This window comes from Kribbella sp. NPDC055110 (assembly GCF_053607525.1).
The window spans coordinates 96,176-112,826 of record NZ_JBSGTS010000020.1; the positions used below are offsets into that span (position 1 = coordinate 96,176).

Annotated in this window: 16 protein-coding genes; 12 read left to right on the plus strand and 4 right to left on the minus strand. The window is 68.1% G+C overall.

Annotated features, from left to right (window positions below; genetic code table 11):
- Positions 1-17 precede the first annotated feature (17 nt).
- Together ACWF0M_RS27335 and ACWF0M_RS27340 are read left to right on the plus strand one after the other, a co-directional pair.
- Positions 18-788 carry a hypothetical protein gene (locus tag ACWF0M_RS27335; protein ID WP_452238569.1) on the plus strand — a complete coding sequence of 257 codons (771 nt, stop codon included), beginning with the start codon at positions 18-20 and terminating at the stop codon, positions 786-788.
- A gap of 16 nt (positions 789-804) precedes the next feature.
- A complete protein-coding gene (locus ACWF0M_RS27340) occupies positions 805-1,575 on the plus strand; it encodes a hypothetical protein (protein WP_452238570.1) in 771 nt (256 codons plus the stop codon).
- Here ACWF0M_RS27340 and ACWF0M_RS27345 read toward each other — a convergent pair.
- Entirely contained in the window at positions 1,572-2,975 is a 1,404-nt protein-coding gene (locus tag ACWF0M_RS27345) for a glycoside hydrolase family 43 protein (protein ID WP_452238571.1), read from the minus strand. The genes ACWF0M_RS27340 and ACWF0M_RS27345 overlap by 4 nt on opposite strands.
- A 122-nt stretch (positions 2,976-3,097) precedes the next feature.
- On the opposite strand from ACWF0M_RS27345, the gene ACWF0M_RS27350 reads away from it, so the two are divergent.
- The 6 genes from ACWF0M_RS27350 to ACWF0M_RS27375 all read left to right on the plus strand — a co-directional run bounded on the left by ACWF0M_RS27350 (position 3,098) and on the right by ACWF0M_RS27375 (position 8,224).
- Positions 3,098-3,325: a hypothetical protein gene (locus ACWF0M_RS27350; protein WP_452238572.1), complete on the plus strand. Its 228-nt coding sequence runs from the start codon at positions 3,098-3,100 to the stop codon at positions 3,323-3,325.
- Between the two features lie 289 nt (positions 3,326-3,614).
- A complete protein-coding gene (locus ACWF0M_RS27355; RefSeq protein ID WP_452238573.1) occupies positions 3,615-3,848 on the plus strand; it encodes a hypothetical protein in 234 nt (77 codons plus the stop codon).
- A gap of 156 nt (positions 3,849-4,004) precedes the next feature.
- On the plus strand, positions 4,005-5,339 hold the full coding sequence (locus ACWF0M_RS27360; RefSeq protein ID WP_452238574.1) for an FGGY-family carbohydrate kinase: 1,335 nt from the start codon (positions 4,005-4,007) through the stop codon (positions 5,337-5,339).
- Positions 5,336-5,953, plus strand: a complete 618-nt coding sequence (locus ACWF0M_RS27365) for a histidine phosphatase family protein (RefSeq protein WP_452238575.1) — start codon at positions 5,336-5,338, stop codon at positions 5,951-5,953. The genes ACWF0M_RS27360 and ACWF0M_RS27365 overlap by 4 nt, the downstream gene beginning before the upstream one ends.
- The gene (locus tag ACWF0M_RS27370) at positions 5,950-6,750 is read left to right on the plus strand and encodes a DeoR/GlpR family DNA-binding transcription regulator (protein ID WP_452238576.1); all 801 of its coding nucleotides are present in this window, start codon (positions 5,950-5,952) and stop codon (positions 6,748-6,750) included. Before ACWF0M_RS27365 ends, ACWF0M_RS27370 begins: the two co-directional genes overlap by 4 nt.
- 13 nt (positions 6,751-6,763) lie before the next feature.
- Positions 6,764-8,224, plus strand: a complete 1,461-nt coding sequence (locus ACWF0M_RS27375; protein WP_452238577.1) for an FGGY family carbohydrate kinase — start codon at positions 6,764-6,766, stop codon at positions 8,222-8,224.
- 34 nt (positions 8,225-8,258) lie between these two features.
- Here ACWF0M_RS27375 and ACWF0M_RS27380 read toward each other — a convergent pair whose 3' ends face one another.
- On the minus strand, positions 8,259-9,455 hold the full coding sequence (locus tag ACWF0M_RS27380; RefSeq protein WP_452238578.1) for an RNA-guided endonuclease InsQ/TnpB family protein: 1,197 nt from the start codon (positions 9,453-9,455) through the stop codon (positions 8,259-8,261).
- Positions 9,456-9,549: 94 nt separating this feature from the next.
- Here ACWF0M_RS27380 and ACWF0M_RS27385 point away from each other — a divergent pair, with 94 nt between their 5' ends.
- The 3 genes from ACWF0M_RS27385 to ACWF0M_RS27395 all read left to right on the plus strand — a co-directional run bounded on the left by ACWF0M_RS27385 (position 9,550) and on the right by ACWF0M_RS27395 (position 12,623).
- Entirely contained in the window at positions 9,550-10,569 is a 1,020-nt protein-coding gene (locus ACWF0M_RS27385) for a 2-hydroxyacid dehydrogenase (protein WP_452238579.1), read from the plus strand.
- A gap of 97 nt (positions 10,570-10,666) precedes the next feature.
- Positions 10,667-11,344 carry a glycerophosphodiester phosphodiesterase gene (locus ACWF0M_RS27390; RefSeq protein ID WP_452238580.1) on the plus strand — a complete coding sequence of 226 codons (678 nt, stop codon included), beginning with the start codon at positions 10,667-10,669 and terminating at the stop codon, positions 11,342-11,344.
- Positions 11,345-11,426: 82 nt separating this feature from the next.
- A complete protein-coding gene (locus ACWF0M_RS27395; protein ID WP_452238581.1) occupies positions 11,427-12,623 on the plus strand; it encodes a Gfo/Idh/MocA family protein in 1,197 nt (398 codons plus the stop codon).
- A gap of 100 nt (positions 12,624-12,723) precedes the next feature.
- Here the strand turns inward: ACWF0M_RS27395 and ACWF0M_RS27400 are convergent, their stop codons facing one another.
- Together ACWF0M_RS27400 and ACWF0M_RS27405 are read right to left on the minus strand one after the other, a co-directional pair.
- Positions 12,724-13,131 carry a hypothetical protein gene (locus ACWF0M_RS27400; RefSeq protein WP_452238582.1) on the minus strand — a complete coding sequence of 136 codons (408 nt, stop codon included), beginning with the start codon at positions 13,129-13,131 and terminating at the stop codon, positions 12,724-12,726.
- The gene (locus ACWF0M_RS27405) at positions 13,128-13,808 is read right to left on the minus strand and encodes a GntR family transcriptional regulator (protein ID WP_452238583.1); all 681 of its coding nucleotides are present in this window, start codon (positions 13,806-13,808) and stop codon (positions 13,128-13,130) included. Before ACWF0M_RS27405 ends, ACWF0M_RS27400 begins: the two co-directional genes overlap by 4 nt.
- 128 nt (positions 13,809-13,936) lie before the next feature.
- Between ACWF0M_RS27405 and ACWF0M_RS27410 the strand changes: the two genes are divergently transcribed.
- The gene (locus ACWF0M_RS27410; RefSeq protein WP_452238584.1) at positions 13,937-16,651 is read left to right on the plus strand and encodes a UxaA family hydrolase; all 2,715 of its coding nucleotides are present in this window, start codon (positions 13,937-13,939) and stop codon (positions 16,649-16,651) included.

Sequence of the window (16,651 nt, forward strand, 5' to 3'; positions counted from 1 at the left end):
ACAGAGGGGGGATCGGCGTGGTACGTCGGTTGTGGGCCGGGGTTCTGGCAGTCGGAGCGCTGCTGGGCGGGGTCGCGGTCGTGGGGAGCACCCAGGCCGAGGCGAAGACGGCGGCGGTGTCGGACACCCTGCTACCGGGTCAGAAGCTGCTGCCCGGGCAGTACATCCGGTCGCGGAGCGGGGTCTACACGTTGATCGTGCAGCCGGCCGGCGACGTCAAGCTGTACCAGCGCGGAGTGAAGGCTCCGCTGTGGGCCTCGGGTACCTGGCAGCGGAACTCGGTGCTGGTGATGGGCACGGACGGGACGCTGCAGATCATCTACGGCCGGACGAAGTACTGGTCGATGAGCATCAAGAGTGTCGGCGCGAAGCTGGTGCTGCCGGACAACGGGAACCTCGCGATCTACAACACCCGCGGCAAGGCGAACTGGAACCGGCACATGGTGGTCGGGACCTTGATGGCGCAGAGCAAGCTCGCCGGCCCGGACGCGGCCTGGGACGAGGTCGTCATGTACTCCGTCAACCGGATCTACACGCTCAAGTTCCTGACCACCGGCAACCTGGTGCTGCTGAAGAACGGCACCACCGCACTCTGGAGTACCGGCGTGAAGAATGCCCCGGGTGCGTCCGGCTGGGTCGACCCGGACGGTTCGTTCGGCACCGTGAACAGCTTCGGGGACCTCACGTTCTTCTACCAGACCCGTCGCGCCGGCAGCGTCCTCCAACTCACCGACGACGGCCACCTCCGGATGGTCAACGGCAAGACCGTCGTCAAGATCTTCTTCTAAAACAAGGGGTGTGGAAATGGTACGTCGACTCGTGGCCGGGGTCCTGGCCGTCGGGGCACTGTTGGGTGGGGCCGTGCTGGTGGGAAGCGCACCGGCCGAGGCGAAGACAATGGCGGTGTCGGACACCCTGCTACCGGGACAGAAGCTGCTGGCCGGGCAGTACATCCGGTCGCACAACGGGGTCTACACGTTGATCATGGATTCGCGCGGGGAGGCGAAGCTGTTCCAGCGCGGGGTGTCGTGGCGGTTGTGGAGCTCCGGGACCGGACGCGCCGGGTCCGTGCTGGTCATGGGCACGGACGGGACGCTGCAGATGGTCTACGGCCGGACGAAGTACTGGTCGATGAGCATCAAGAGTGTCGGCGCGAAGCTGGTGCTGCCGGACAACGGGAACCTCGCGATCTACAACACCCGCGGTAAGGCGAACTGGAACCGGCACATGGTGATCGGCACGCTGATGCCGCAGAGCCAGCTCCATGCTCCGGACCCGGGCGGCCGGGAAGTGATCATGTACTCCGTCAACCGGATCTACACGCTCAAGTTCCTGACCACCGGCAATCTGGTGCTGTACAAGAACGGCACCACGGTCCTGTGGAGCACCGGGAAGAAGAACGCGCCGGAGTCGTACGGGTCGGTCGGACCGGACGGCACGTTCTACAACTTCAACAATTTCGGTGACATCACCTGGATGTATGAGACCCGCCGCGCCGGCAGCGTCCTCCAGCTCACCGACGACGGCCACCTCCGGATGGTGAACGGGAAGACCGTCGTCAAGACGTTCGTCTAATAGACCTCGATGCGGTCGAGGCTGATGACCGCACTCGTCGAGGCAGGGTTCTTGTCGCCGGTCACGCGCACCTTCAGGGTGTGCGGGCCGGACGGCAAGGCCGGGCTGATGTACATCAGCTGCTCGCCGACGCGGATCGAGCTGTAGTAGTCGATCCGTTGCTCGGGTCCGCCGTCGACCGAGATCGCCGCGATCCCGTTGCCGGTGTCCACCACGCTCAGCAGGGCAACGCGAGTGCCGGTGAACTGGATCGTCGCGGTCGCGTTCGGTTCCCAGCTCCAGTGGTCGTTGCCCCAGAAGCACTGGTTGCCACAACCGGATCCGGAGCTCCACGCGCCGGTGTAGGCGACGGCCGCGTCGGTGTCGTTGATCCAGTAGTTCGGCGAACCCGGGTCGCCCGACGGCAGGCTCTGCGTCGCGCCCGCGGCGAGCGGCCGGCCGAGGTTCGGCGTACCGTCGGCGTTCCAGGTGATCTTCTGGACCCGCGTCGTGCGGTACGAGTACGTGTAGGTGCTGGTGTTCTTGCCGTGGTAGGCGATCCAGTCCTCGGTCCCGTCCGGTGACTTGAAGAACGAGTGGTGCCCGGGACCCCACACGCCGGTCTCGTCGTTGCGGGAGAAGACCGGGCCGGGGTGCTGCACCCAGTTCGCCGCGACCATCGGGTCGGCGCCGTTCGCGATGCTCTTCATCCACAGCTGGTAGTCCGGCTTGCCGGTGTCGCACGTCGAGTAGGTCAGGAACGTGCGCGTCGCGCCGTACAGCGGGGTCGGCCCTTCCCGTACTTCGGTGCACCCGCCGTCGGCCGGGATCGCGACGCGGTCGCCGGTCGCGGTCCACGGGTTGCTCATTCGGACGATGTACAGCTGGGCGGGTCCGCCCTGTCCGCGGCCCGGGCCGGTCCAGACGAAGTACTGCTGCCCGTTGACCGTGATCGGCTCGCCGTCGATCGCGTACTCGCCGAAGTCCGCGATCTTCGCCTTGAAGCTGTACGGGCCGAGCGGGTCGTCGCCGGCCGACTCGAGCACGTACATCCGGTGGTTGGCGTCCACGCCGTCGGAGGCCGTGTAGTAGATGTACCAGCGGTTTCCGACGTGCCGGAACGCCGGCGCCCACATCTGCGTGTTGCGGGTGGTGTCCGAGTCCCGCCACACCACCTGCTCGGGTTGCACGAGCAGGGTCGCCAGGCTGGTCGACGACCAGATCCCGATCCGGTCGCCGCGCGTGGTCGCGACGTAGTACCTGCCGTTGTAGAACATCAACGACGGGTCTGCCGACGGGTTCAGCGGGTTCCGGAACGTCTGCGACGTCACAGCCTTCTCCTGGATCTCGGCGGCCGGTGCGGTCGGCGCGAGTACGCCGAGCAGTAGCAGGGCGGCTGCGGCAACGCGGAACAGTCTCATCGGCGTACACCTCTCGAAACCTGGGGGCGGACCGGTCTCGCTCTCGGTTGTACCGGATGACTTCCAACGTTGTAAACCCTTCAAACAGGAACCGAAGCCCGCCAGCGGGCGTCTCACCGCACATGAAGCTCAAGGTCCGGGTCGTGCACTACCGGCACGATTGCTGGTACGCCGACATCGACGACGCCGACGACCGGCAGCCCGACGACCCCTTCTGGTACGCCGACGGCTGCCGCACCCAGGCCGAGGCGATCGCCGTCGCCTGCACCGAACTCGCCGCCCTCGACCAGTCGATCGCCGCCGGCGCCACACCACCCCGCCTCAGCGAGACCCGCGCCAACGCCGCCTAGCCCTCACCATCTGCCTGTGGATAACGAGCTCGAGCTGTGGATATGTGGGTGGTTGCTGTGGACAACTGGGGGTTGTCTGTGGAGGAGGCAACTAATGGCTCTGCCGATGCACGTGCAGTCCGGTAGTTGAGAGAACGGTTGCCGAGTTGCGGTTTCGGTGCTGAGATGGGTCCCCGTACGGCGGGTGAAACTTTACGAAGATTTATCCGTGACGTTCGGTGCGCCAGATCGTTGACCTGTCAGACAGTTCACGCTCAGCGGATCGCTGGGGAATCCGGAGGGACCGCCCGTGCACAAGTTCAACTCGCCGCCGGACTGGCCGGAGCCGCCGACGGCCGGCTGGCGTCCGCCGCTCGGCTGGACGCCGGACCCGACGTGGCCCGAGGCTCCCGCCGGATGGCGCTTCTGGCTCAGCCGCAACGGTCGCCGCAGTAACGGCCCGATCGGTGCCTACGGCGCCGTCGACGCCGGTCGGCTCGAGTTGGCCACGGCCGACCCGGCCCTGGTCCTTATGTACTCCTGACCCAGCTGGACTCCTGACCCAACGCTTCTGGCTCCCGCAGGCCGACCGGCTTGCGGGAGCCGTTTCCTGTCCGCCTTCGGCCAAGGGCTGGCGCGTTCTTACCGTCTTCTGGTGTTATGTTATCAACGTAGATAACACTCATCTGGGAGGCTCGTGGTGGGCTGGATCGGGCTCGACCTCGGCACGCAAAGTGTGCGTGCCGTCCTGGCCGATGCCAAGGGTCACGTTCTGTCCCGTGCAACGCGTCCGCTCGCCAGCCACCGTGACGGCGTCCGCCACGAGCAGGACCCCCAGGCCTGGCTGATCGCCGTCGACGCGGTCCTCGCGGAGGTCGGGGCGACCGATATCGACGGCATCGCGATCTGCTCCACGTCCGGCACCTTCCTGCTCACCGACCGCGCCGGCCGCCCCGTCACACCGGCCCTGATGTACGACGACGCGCGCGCGGCCGCCCGTCGCGACCAGATCGTGGACGCCGACCCGGATCGCTGGGCGACCAGCATGCAACCCACCTGGGCGCTCCCGAAGATCCTCGAGCTCGACCTCACCGACCGTCGCGTCGTCCACAGCGCCGACTTCGTCGCGGCGCATCTCGTCGGTCACCCGGTCGCGACCGACACCAGCCACGCCCTCAAGTCCGGCTACGACCTGATCGCCGACGGCTGGCCGGCCGCAGCGTTCGACAAGCTCGGACTCCCGCTCGCCGCGTTCCCCGAGGTCGTCCGCCCCGGCACCGAGCTCGGTCGCACGCCGATGGGTGTGCCCGTCTACGCCGGGATGACCGACGGCTGCGCGGCCCAGATCGCCGCCGGCGCCCTCGCTCCCGGCGCGTGGAACTCGGTCCTCGGCACGACCCTCGTCCTCAAAGGCGTCAGCACCGAGCTGCTGACCGACCCCACCGGCGCTGTCTACAGCCACCGTCACCCCGACGGCGGCTGGCTGCCCGGCGGCGCGTCCAGCACCGGCGCCGGCGTACTCACCGAACTGCTTCCCGGCGCCGACCTCGACGCTTTGGATCGCGCCGCGCACCCGATCGATGCAGTCACCTACCCCCTCACCAAAACCGGCGAGCGATTCCCCTTCGTCGCACCGCAGGCCGAACGGTTCACGCTCGGCACGATCTCCGATGATCTGCAGACGTACGCCGCTGTGCTGCAAGGCGTCGCGTTCATCGAGCGACTCGCGTTCGAGCACCTGGAGACGCTCGGTGCCGACCCGGTCCGCTCGGTCTCGCTCACCGGCGGCGCCACCCGGGCCGGGTACTGGAATCAGCTTCGCGCCGACGTCCTCGGCGTACCGGTAGAGCTTCCCGCCGTCCCGGATCCGGCGTACGGGATGGCGGTTCTGGCCGCGTCCGGCGGGACGGATCTCACCGGGACGGCGCGACGGATGGTCCGCGTGGATCACGTCCTCGAGCCGCGCGGCGAACGCCTTGACGATCTGTACGGCGAGTTTGTCGCCGAACTCGACCGCCGGGGGTACCGGGGATGAGAACGACGATCGTGCTGGCCCGGCACGGGCGGACCGAATGGCACCACGGCAACCGGTACACGGGTTCCACGGACCTCCCGATCGACGAGGTCGGCGTACGGCAGGCGCAGCAACTGAAGGACTGGGCCGCGGACTATGCGCCGGACGCCCTGTGGGCATCGCCGATGCTGCGTGCGCGGCAGACGATCACGCCGACCGCGGAACTGCTCGGGCTGACGCCCACGCTGGACGCCCGGTTACGCGAGGTCGACTTCGGGTCGGCCGAGGGCAAGATGCTGAGCGAGCTGCCGCCGGCGGTGGGTAAGGCGTTCGAGCTCGACCCGGTGCGGGACCACTTTCCGGGCGGCGAGGACCCGGTCGCGGCGGCCGATCGGGCGCGCGAGGTCTTCGACGAGATCGGGCGGCGGCATCAGGGCCAGAAGGTTCTCGTGGTCGCGCACAACACGCTCATCCGGCTGCTTGTGTGCAGGGTGCTCGGACTGCGACTGAACGACTACCGCAGACTGCTACCTGCACTCGGTCCCGCGGCGCTGGTGCGTTTGCGCTGGCAGGACGGCACAGTGGGTCTCGAGGCGTACAACGTTCCTCCTCTGCCTTTGGAGACCCTGACATGACAACCGATGTCGACGGCGACGCCACCGAACTGAGTCGTCCCGCGCGCCGGCAGGCCGAGATCGCGGCGTACGTCGTGAAACACGGCTCGGTGTCGGCGAACGACCTGGTCCAGGCGTTCGGCGTGAGCGTGATGACGGTGCACCGCGACCTGGACGAGCTCGAGCGGCAAGGCGTGGTGCGGAAGTACCGCGGCGGGGTCAGTGCGCAGCCGACCAGCGTGTTCGAGAGCAACGTCGCGTACCGGCTGAACACCGCACACGCGGAGAAGGCCGCGATCGCCCGGCACGCGCGGGCGATGATCGAGCCGGGGATGTCGGTGATGCTCGACGACTCGACCAGCGCGCTGGCCTTGGTCGACCTGTTCGAGGACATCGCTCCGTTGACCGTGGCAACCAACTTCCTGCCCGCGATCACCAAGCTGGCGCAGTTGCGAGACGTCACGCTGCTGGCGCTCGGCGGGATCTACTCGGCGACCCACGACTCGTTCGGGGGCCTTCCGTGCGCAGAGGCGGTCGAGGCGCTGCACGCCGACCTCTTGTTCTGCTCGGTGTCCGCGGTGTCGTCGACGCACGCGTTCCACCAGGAGGAGGAGATCGTCCTGGTCAAGCGGGCCATGCTGCGCTCGGCGCGGACCAAGGTGCTGCTGGTCGATCACGCCAAGCTGCAGCGCACCGCCCTGCACCGGCTCGCTCCGCTGACCGACTTCGACGTCGTGATCGTCGACGAGAAGACCCCGAAGGACCTGATCGAACCGCTGCGCGACCACGGCGCGACTGTGGAGGTCGCCAAACTCTAGGAGGGGGTTGTGCGTGGACATCGGCGTTGATGTAGGCACCACCGTCACGAAGGCCGTCGCGTTCGACGCGGACGGCCGTCCGGTTGCCGAGGCGGCGCGGCCGACGCGCTTGGTACGTCCCGGTCCGGGGCGGTTCGAGCACGAGACGGCCGAGATCGTTGCCTCGGTCAACGAGGTGGTCGGTGAACTGGCGGCCGCCGTCGGAACCCGTCCCGATGTCCTCGCGATCACCGCCCAGGGCGATGGCCTGTGGCTGGTCGACCCGGACGGTACGGCGGTGCGCCCGGCGATCTCGTGGCTGGACGCGCGCAGTAGCTCGATCCTCGACCGGTGGACCGCGGACGGGGTCGCGGAACACGTGTTCCGGCGTTCCGGAAATCGCATGTTCCCCGGAGCATCCGGCCCGCTGCTGTCCGCCGTACTCGCGGAAGAACCCGACGTGATCGAGCGGGCCGGTACGGCGGCGTACTGCAAGGACGTCGTGATGCAGGCGCTCACGGGTGTCCGCGCGACGGACGTGTCGGACGCGTCGGCGCCGTTCCTCGACCCGAGGACCGGCAGGTATGACGACGAGGCGCTGGCGGCCACGGGCCTGTCCGATGTCAGTCACCTGCTTGCACCGGTCGCCGCTGCCGGACCGGTCGGTGAGCTGCGTGACGACTCGACCGGAATGGCGCCCGGAACGCGCGTTTCCGCCGGCCCGTACGACCTTCCGGCCGCGGCGGCGGGAGCTGGTGTCACGGAGCCCGGCGACGCCTTGCTGACGGTCGGCACCACGTTGGCCTGCCAGGTCATCACGCGAGAGCTGCCCGTCGACGGCGAGCCGGCCGGCCTGTTCCTCGGTACGTGGACGCCGGGAGTCTGGCTCCGCGCGATGCCCGCAATGGTCGGTACGGCGGCCCTCGACCGCGTACTCGCGCTCGTTGGTGTCACCACCGATCAGCTGCCGTCGCTGCTCGCGGACAGCCCGCCCGGCGCGTCCGGCGTCACGCTCCTGCCCTATCTGTCGGAGGCGGGTGAACGTGCCCCGTTCGTCGACACCCGCGCGCGCGGCACGATCGACGGCATCTCGCTGTCCACGACGACGGCCGATCTGGTCCGGGCGACCTGCGAAGGCATCGCGTACGCCGCCCGCCACTGCCTCGACGCAGCCGGCTGGACCGGTCGAGTCACCGTGTGCGGCGGTGGCGCTCGGAGCAGCGAGTGGACCCAGATCCTCGCCGACGTACTGAACGCGCCGTTGCACACCGCCGAAGCGGAGCAGGTCGCGGCGCGGGGTGCGGTGATCTGCGCGCGGCGCGCGATCGACCCGGAAAGCGCTGGATCCGAATGGATTGCGGAGACCCGCCAGGTCGACCCGGACCCGGCGCGCGCCGCCTTCTACGCCGAGGGCTACGCCCACTACCTGCGCCGCATCGAGTCGGCCCGCCCACGCTGGTCCGACCCAGCACCTACGTTCACAGGAGATCGTTGACGTCCTCCCTGCCCTGGGACGGGGATTCCAACTACTACGCGGAGGTAGCGAGTTGAGGTTCACGCTTCGGCGAGACCCGTACGGGCGTCTCTTGGCGTGCGCTGACGGCCCGTCCGGCCGCGATGTTGATTGCTGCGTTGACGTCTGCGTGTGCCTGGTGTCCGCAGGCCACGCACCGGAACACCGCTTGGCTCTCACGGTTCTCCGGAGCGCAATGCCCGCAGATGCTGCAAGTCTGCGACGTGTGTGCTGGGTTGACCTTCTCGAGTCGTCCGGCCGCCTTGTCCTCCATTCGACGCACCAGGGAACCCCAGGCGCTGGCCAGAATGCCACGGTGCAGCCCAGCCTTCGCTCTGCGGCGATTCGGCAAGAACAGACCGGGTCGTTCGGGATCGGGCTTCGGCTTCGGGCGTCTGATCATCTGAGCGATGCGCAGGTTCTCGACACGGATGACGTCGAACCGGCGGGCAAGATCGGTGCTGGTCTTCTCCACCCAGTCCTTGCGCCGGTCACGCGCACGGGCATGCATCTTCGCGATCGCAGCCTTGACCCGTCGCCACCTGTTCGAGCCGCGGCAGGATCGGGCGAGGCGGCGCTGCAGGTGTCTGAGGCGCGCCTCTTCGGTCTCGGGCGGCCGAGGGCAGGTCAAGAGCTCGCCGGTGGACAAGGCCGCCGACACAGCGACGCCGCGGTCCACGCCGCCGACGTCGCCCGTGCCTGGCGCCGGGATCGGAGGTGGGACGGTGGCGAAGGCAAGATGCCAGCGACCCGCCCGGTCACGAGTCACGCGGTAGGACTTGGCATCAGGTACGGCGCGGGAGAGGCGGAATCGAACCCAACCGACCTTCGGTATGTTCACTCTGGCCCACTTGCGGTTGAGCTGGACGACTCGAGACGCCTGACCACCGACGATGCGGAATCCCTCGTGCCGACCGGCCTTGCGCCAGGTCGGTCGTCGACGAGTGCCAGCGTAGAAGCTTGTCACAGCCTGGTCGAAGTCTCGAAGGGCTTGCTGTTGCACAGTCTGCGAGCCGGCTTTGAGCCACGCGAACGCGGCACGTGCCTCGGTGAGCTGCCGAGCCTGTTCGACGTATCCGGGCGTCGGGCCCTTGTCCCGAGTCCACATCGACCATTGCTCAAGGGCAAGGTTCCACACGTGCCGCGCATACCTGCACTGCTCCAGCAACGCAGTCTGCAGCGCGGGAGTCGGATACAGCCGGAACCGGGACACACACCGATCCAAACACTTTGCACCGACAATCCCGAGGGGAGGCAGTCGCGGTTGCTCCGAGAGCAAACGACAGGCTCGCGCCGCGACTCAATCGATGAGAACCGTTAAGACGTTGCTCGCCGGTGACCATTTCGTGCGGAACGATCTGCTGGCCGCTGCTTTGAGCACGATTCCGGACGTCGCGTTCGAGTTCCGTGAGGTGACGTTGCCCTGGCCGCTGACGCCGTACGGGCGGGTTGCCGAGGTGGACGAGGCGAGTGACGCGGAGGACCAGCTGATCGAGGCGCTGGCCGGGGTCGAGCTCGCGGTGACGCAGATGGGGCCGTTCACCGAGCGGGTGCTGGACGCCGCGCCCGACCTGCGCTTCCTGGTCGTGTGCCGTGGCGGTCCGGTGAACGTGAACGTGGCCGCGGCGGCCGATCGGGGGATCGCCGTGGCCTCGACGCCCGGGCGGAACGCGGTCGCGGCCGCCGAGCACGCGGTCGCCCTGATGATGGGTGCCCTGCGCAACCTTCCACGCTTGCAGCGGACGCTGGAACAGGGCGAATGGCGCTCCGATCTCTACGCGTACGACGAGTGCGGCGGCGAGCTCGACGGGTCGACCGTAGGCCTGGTCGGGTACGGCGCGATCGGGCAGCGGGTCGCGCGCGTGATGCTGGCGTTCGGCGCCCGCGTCCTGGTCGCCGATCCGTACGTCGAACAAGCACCCGAGGGCATCGAACTGGTCGAGCTCGACGAGCTGCTGCCGCAGTCCGACGTGATCAGTCTGCATGCGCGGCTGACCGATCAGACCCGCGGCATGATCGGCGCCAAGCAGATCGATGCGATGCCGCGCGGCGCCGTACTGGTGAACACCGCGCGCGGTGGTTTGCTCGACTACGACGCGACCGTGGACGCGTTGGAGTCGGGGCAGTTGGGCGCGGCGGCGTTCGACGTGTTTCCGTCCGAGCCGGTGCCTGCGGGATCGCGGCTACTGACCGCACCGAACATCGTGATGACACCACACCTCGCCGGCGCCACCCGGCAGACCGCCCACCGAGCCGGCTCGATCGCAGCACAGGCCGTCGCCGCCTTCCTCACCGGAAAGGACCCTGTGGGGCTCGTCTCCGCGTAGTAGGACTTTGAGCCCCCATCAACCGTTTCCGGGGCTGCGAAATGATTGGTGCGCGCTCAAGGTTGGACTGGCCGCAGATCTACGAGGAGAAGGTGCTGTGATCGTCACCGGCCACCGGGGCGCGCTCGGGGCCGAACCGGAGAACACGCTGCGCTCGTTCCGGCGCGCGGTGGCGGACGGCTGCGACGAGATCGAGCTCGACCTGCGCGTCAGCGCGGACGGCGAGCTCGTGATCATGCACGACGCCACCGTCGACCGCACTACGTCAGGATCGGGCGCGGTCGCGGACCTGACGCTCGCGGAGCTGTGGGCGCTGGATGCCGGTCTCGGTGAGCAGGTCCCGACGTGGGCCGAGACGGTCGCGGCGATCGACGTACGGTTCCAGGCGGAGGTCAAGGCCGAGGCCGCCGTACCGCTGCTGGCCCAGTCCCTGAAGTCGGACCCTGCCCTGGCCGCGCGGACCCTGGTGACGTCGTTCCACCCGGAGATCCTGCTCGCCGTCCGGGAGGCGTTCCCCGAGGTGACGACCGGCCACATCTTCGGCCGTACGCCGGACATCCCCGACGTCATCGCCCGTACCCGCGCCGCCGGCGCCACGTGGGCACTCTGCGGAATCGCCGGCCTCACCGCCGAGGCCGTCGCCAACCTCCACGCCGCCGGCCTGAAAGCCACCGCCTGGCCAGTCCCCGACCCCGAAACCCTCGCCCACGCCACCGCCCTCGCCGTAGACGGCATCACCACGGACAACCCCCACCTCATAACCCCCTCAAAGTGAGCTGGGGCGTGGTTGGAGTCACACGTTCCAACGTCTGAATATGTTCTTCCATGGAACATAAATGTGTGATTGGCTCTTCCGCATGGGAATCAGCATCGGTGTGGCCGGGGCCGGACAGTTCGCCCCTTCGTTCTTGCGGCTGTGGTCCGCGCACCCGGACGTGTCCGACGTGCGGCTGACCGACGTCATCCCCGAGCGGACGGACGAGATGGCCGCCAAGCAGGGCATCAAGGTCACGCATGCGTCGTTCGAGGAGATGCTCGAGTCGGACGTGGACGCGGTCGCGATCTTCACACAGCGCTGGCTGCACGGCGAGATGGCGATCAAGGCGCTCGAGGCCGGCAAGCACGTGTACTCGACGGTGCCGATGGCGATCGAGGCTGACCAGATCGCGCGCATCATCGAACTGGTCAAGGAGACCGGCCTCACCTACATGATGGGTGAGACCAGCTTCTACTACCCGTCGTCGGTGTACTGCCGGCAGAAGCTCGCCGACGGCGCGTTCGGGCGGGTGTTCTACTCCGAGGGCGATTACGTGCACGACATGGACCTCGGGTTCTATGCGGCGTACCAGTACTCCGGTGGCGACGACTGGAAGAAGACCGCGTCGTTCCCGCCGCTGCTCTACCCGACGCATGCCGTCGGAAACGTGCTCTCGGTGACCGGTCAGCACGCCACCCACGTGTCGGCGATCGGCGTCAAGGACGACCGCGGCGACGGCGTCTTCGACAAGGACGTCAGCCAGTTCGACAACGACTTCTCGAACGCGACCGCGCTGTTCAAGCTCGCCGACGGCGGCATCATGCGGACGAACGAGATGCGCCGCGTCGGGTACCCGTCGCACATCCGCGAGTCGCGGCTGCGGGTGTTCGGCACCGAGGGCAGCTTCGAGCAGCTCGCCACCACGACCCTGTGGCAGAACAAGGAAGGCGTCGAGGACATCAGCCAGCTGATGGAGACGAAGCCGAGCGGTTCCGCGGACGACGCAGACCTCGCGAACGTCGACCCGGCGCTGCGGGACGCGTTCCGCTCCGGGCTGTCCCCGGTCCACGACCGCTCCCGCCTGCCGGAGGAGTTCGCCGGCCTGCACAACGGCCACGAGGGCTCCCACCACTTCCTCGCCGACGACTTCGTCCGCGCAGTCGCCGACAAGACCCTTCCCCCGATCAACGCCTGGGTCTCGGCCCGCTACACCCTCCCCGGCATCTACGCCCACCAGTCCGCCCTCCAAGGCGGCGTACAGCTGGAAATCCCCGACCACGGCGACGCCCCCGCGTGACGTAACGACAGGAGGTAGTCCCCTCGCCGTTGGGATGCTGAGCCTGTCCCCGGCCGCGCCCGACCCGATTCGAGCGACTACCTCCTGTCCTTAGACCATCTCAGGACGGTACGGCGATGTGGTCCAGCTCGGACCACGGGAGAACTCGGGCGGTGATGGTCCTGTGGTGTTCGAGGTCTGCTCGGAGCAGGCGGTGGATGCCGTCCAGGATGGTGATGCGGTCATCGGGCCGGTGGACGACGTCGATGGGGTGGCATAGGTCGGCGGCGAAGGTGCGTTCGTGCTGCGCGCGGTACGTGACGGGGTCCGCGGCGACCTGGCGGGGCGTGACTTGGAAAGGTCCGTCGTACGCCCAGAACGGTAGGTCGAGATGATGGGTCAGGTCGGCGACCGGTAGCTCGACTGTCGGTAGGTCGAGGGCGTGCAGCCGTTCGAGGTCCCAGTGGAAGTCGAGGATGTACGCCGTGAGTTCCGGTGGGACTGTCAGCGGGAAGGGGCGGCGGGTCATTCGTAGATGTGGCGCAACCGCAGGGTCATCGAGTTCTCGATGTGCTGGGTCATCGCGGCCTCGGCGGCGGCGGGGTCGCCGGAGGTGATCGCCTCGACGAGCGTGCGGTGTTCGGTGAGGACCTCGGGGCCGATGTCGCGGTCGTAGTGCAACCGGAAGATGTGCAGGTGGCAGTGGGTCCGCTCGAAAGCCGATCGAACCTGCTCGCTCCCGGACAGCGACGCGATCAGCGAATGGAACCGGTTGTCGTGCACGGTCAGCGACTTGTACCCGGCGTAGTCGCTCGACGTCGGCTCGACCGCGTTCGCCAGCTCGGCGCGCAACTGTTCCGCACCCTCGGCGGAGATCAGTTCGGCCGCCCGCCGGGCCGCCCAGGGCTCGAGCAGGAGCCGGAATCGGTAGAGATCGTCGAACTCCTCGAGGGAAAGCAGCGGAGTCGCGCGGTAACCCTTCAGCGGCTCCTTGACCGCGAGCCCTTCCGACTCCAGCCGGGCCAGCGCCTCGCGCACCGGCGTCGACGACACCTGGAACTCCCGCGCGAGTCCGTCGATCGAGATCCGCGCCCCGGGCCGGATGACGTGGTCCATCAGCATCGTCTTGATGGTCTCGTAGACGTCGTCGGCGAGCATCTGCCGCCGGAGCAGCCGCCGGTCCACCGGTGCCACTGGCTCGCTCATCAGGTGTCTCCGGATTCTGGTCGCGGTCTTGACCCCACCCCATAGGTTTCGGCAGGGTAACACTGGTAATCGTGCATCATGCACGATTCTGCGTAGAGTAGACCATGGGCAAGCTATCGGAAGGCGCAATGATGAGGTTCGAAGAGATCGGCGTCCTGCCCGAGCCCGGCGACAACGTCGCGATCGCCTCCCGGCTGCTGGAGGCGGGCACGGAGGTCGAGCTCGACGGTACGGCGATCACGCTGCCGCACACCGTGCTCGAAGGGCACCGCTTCGTGGTCGCACCGGTCGCGACCGGCGACGCGCTGACCTCGTGGAACACCGCGTTCGCGCGCGCCTCCCGCGACCTGGTCCCGGGCGACTACGTCTGTACGCCGACGAGCCTCGCAGCGGTCACTGCCCGCGGCGTGGAGGGCCTGCCCGAGGAGCCGAGTGCGACCAACGAACCGCTCGACCCGTTCGAGCTGGACGAGTCGGCGCTGAACTTCGGTGCCCAGGTGACGAGCGTCGAGCAGCCCGGTACGTTCCTCGGCTATCCCCGTGAGCAGGGCCCGGCCGGCACGCGAAATCACGTCGTACTGCTGGCGACCAGTTCACGCAGCAGCGGGTTCGTCACCGAGTTGGCCCGGCGCTTCGACGGTGCGGCCGCGGGCGACGGCGTCGTACCGGTGGCGCACACCGAAGGCGGCGAGGACGAGGTCCCGAACAACCTGCATTTCCTGCTCGCCACGCTCGGCGGCTTCACGCTGAACCCGAACGTCGGCGCCGTCCTGATCGTCGACACCGAGGGCGATGTCGTCTCCGGTGAGGCGATCAAGAACTTCCTGGCCGAGAACGGCTACCCGTCGATCAAGGTGCCGCACGCGTACTTCACCCGCAGCGGAGGTTTCGAGCACGACCTGACGGCCGCCGGTGCGCTGATCGAGCCGTGGCTGCCGGTCGTCGACGCGCAGCAGCGCGAGGAGGTCCCGCTCGCGGACCTCAAGATCGCCCTGCAGTGCGGTGGTTCTGACGCGTTTTCCGGAATTTCCGCGAACCCGCTCGCCGGTCAGGTCAGCGCTGAGGTCATCCGGCACGGCGGTACGGCAGTCCTCGCGGAGACCGACGAACTGATCGGCGCCGAGCCGTACGTGCTGACGAACGTCCGCGACCTGGCCACCGCGAAACGTTTTCTGGCCACGATCAAGTCGTTCAAGGAACGCGTCGGCTGGCACGGGCACACGGCCGAGGGCAACCCGTCCGGCGGGAACGTGTACCGCGGGCTCTACAACATCGTGCTGAAGTCGATCGGCGCCGCCCGCAAGCTGCCGCGGGAGGTCCGCCTCGACCACGTGATCGACTACGGCGAACCACTGCCGGGCGACGGCTATATCTTCATGGACAGTCCCGGCAACGACCTCGAGTCGGTGGCCGGCCAGATCGGCAGCGGCTGCAACCTGATCTTCTTCACCACCGGAAACGGCTCGATCACGAACTTTCCGTTCGTTCCGACACTGAAGTTCGTCACCACGACTGCGCGGTACCAGCGGTTGCACGCCGAGATGGATGTCGACGCCGGAAAGTACCTGACGGGTATGTCGATGGCGGACCTGACCGCGGAAACGTTCGATCTCGTCGTCCGCGTCGCGTCCGGTGAGAAGAGCGCGGGAGAGCGCGCCGGGCACAGCCAAGTGTCGATCTGGCGGAACTGGAAGCAGACCGGCCCCCGTGAGGGCATCTCGATCACCACCGACGGCCGGATGAGCCGCAAGCTCGCCGACCTGCCGGTCGAGGATCGCGACGCCCCGCTAGAAGGGCTCCCGCACCGCGGCCTGACTTCCGGGAGCCGGACACCCACGGGCTTGTTGCAGGCCGACGACCGGTTGGTGCCTGAAGCAGTTGGTTTGATCCTGCCGACCAGTCTCTGCTCCGGTCAGATCGCCCTGCGGATCGCAGCCCAGGCAGAGCTGGAGAAGTGGGCCGGCGACGCCGTCACCCGGATGGTCGCGCTCCCGCACACCGAGGGCTGTGGCAGCAGCGGCGGCGCGTCCGAGGAGACCTTCGCACGGATCATGCTCGGCTACCTCCTGCACCCGAACACGCGGATGGCCCTGCTCCTCGAGCACGGCTGCGAGAAGACTCACAACGACTACTTCCGGTCCCGCTTGGTCGAGGCCGGCGCGGATCCGGCCCGTTTCGGGTGGGCCAGTATCCAGGCGGACGGCGGTCTCGACGCGGTCGGCGGCAAGGTCCGGGACTGGTTCGGCAGCTTCGACCTGCCGGCTCCGGTCGCGCAGTCGGGTGATCTCGGCGCACTGACGATCGGGCTGGAGGCGCGCGGCGCGTTCTCGGACGAGACCGCCGAGGCGCTCGCGCTGATCGGCCGCGAGATCGTCGGCTCCGGCGGTTCCGTCGTACTGTCGTCGCGTGGCGCATTGCTGGCTCACGACGGATTCCGTACTGCGGCCTTCGGATCGGCGGACCCGGTGGGGCCGACGATCGCGCACGGGCAGCGGTTCGCGGAGCCGGGGTGGCATGTGATGCGGATGCCGGGCACGGACTGGATGGAGACCGCGACCGGGTTCGGTGCGACGGGCGTCCAGCAGATCCTCGCGCACGTCGCGGGCGGCACCTTGTCGGCGCAGCGGTTCGTCCCGGTCGTCGAGTTCAGCAACGACCCGGAGACGGTCGCGACGTACGGCGACGACCTGGACGCGGTGGCTACCGGTGACGCGTCCGAGCAGGCTCGGATCGGGCTGGACCTCGTCGCCGCGGTCGCCGGACGCCGGCTCGTCCCCAAGGCGGTTGCCTCCGGCAACGTCGGTTTCCAGATCACTCGTGGTCTGCTCGGTACGTCAATGTGA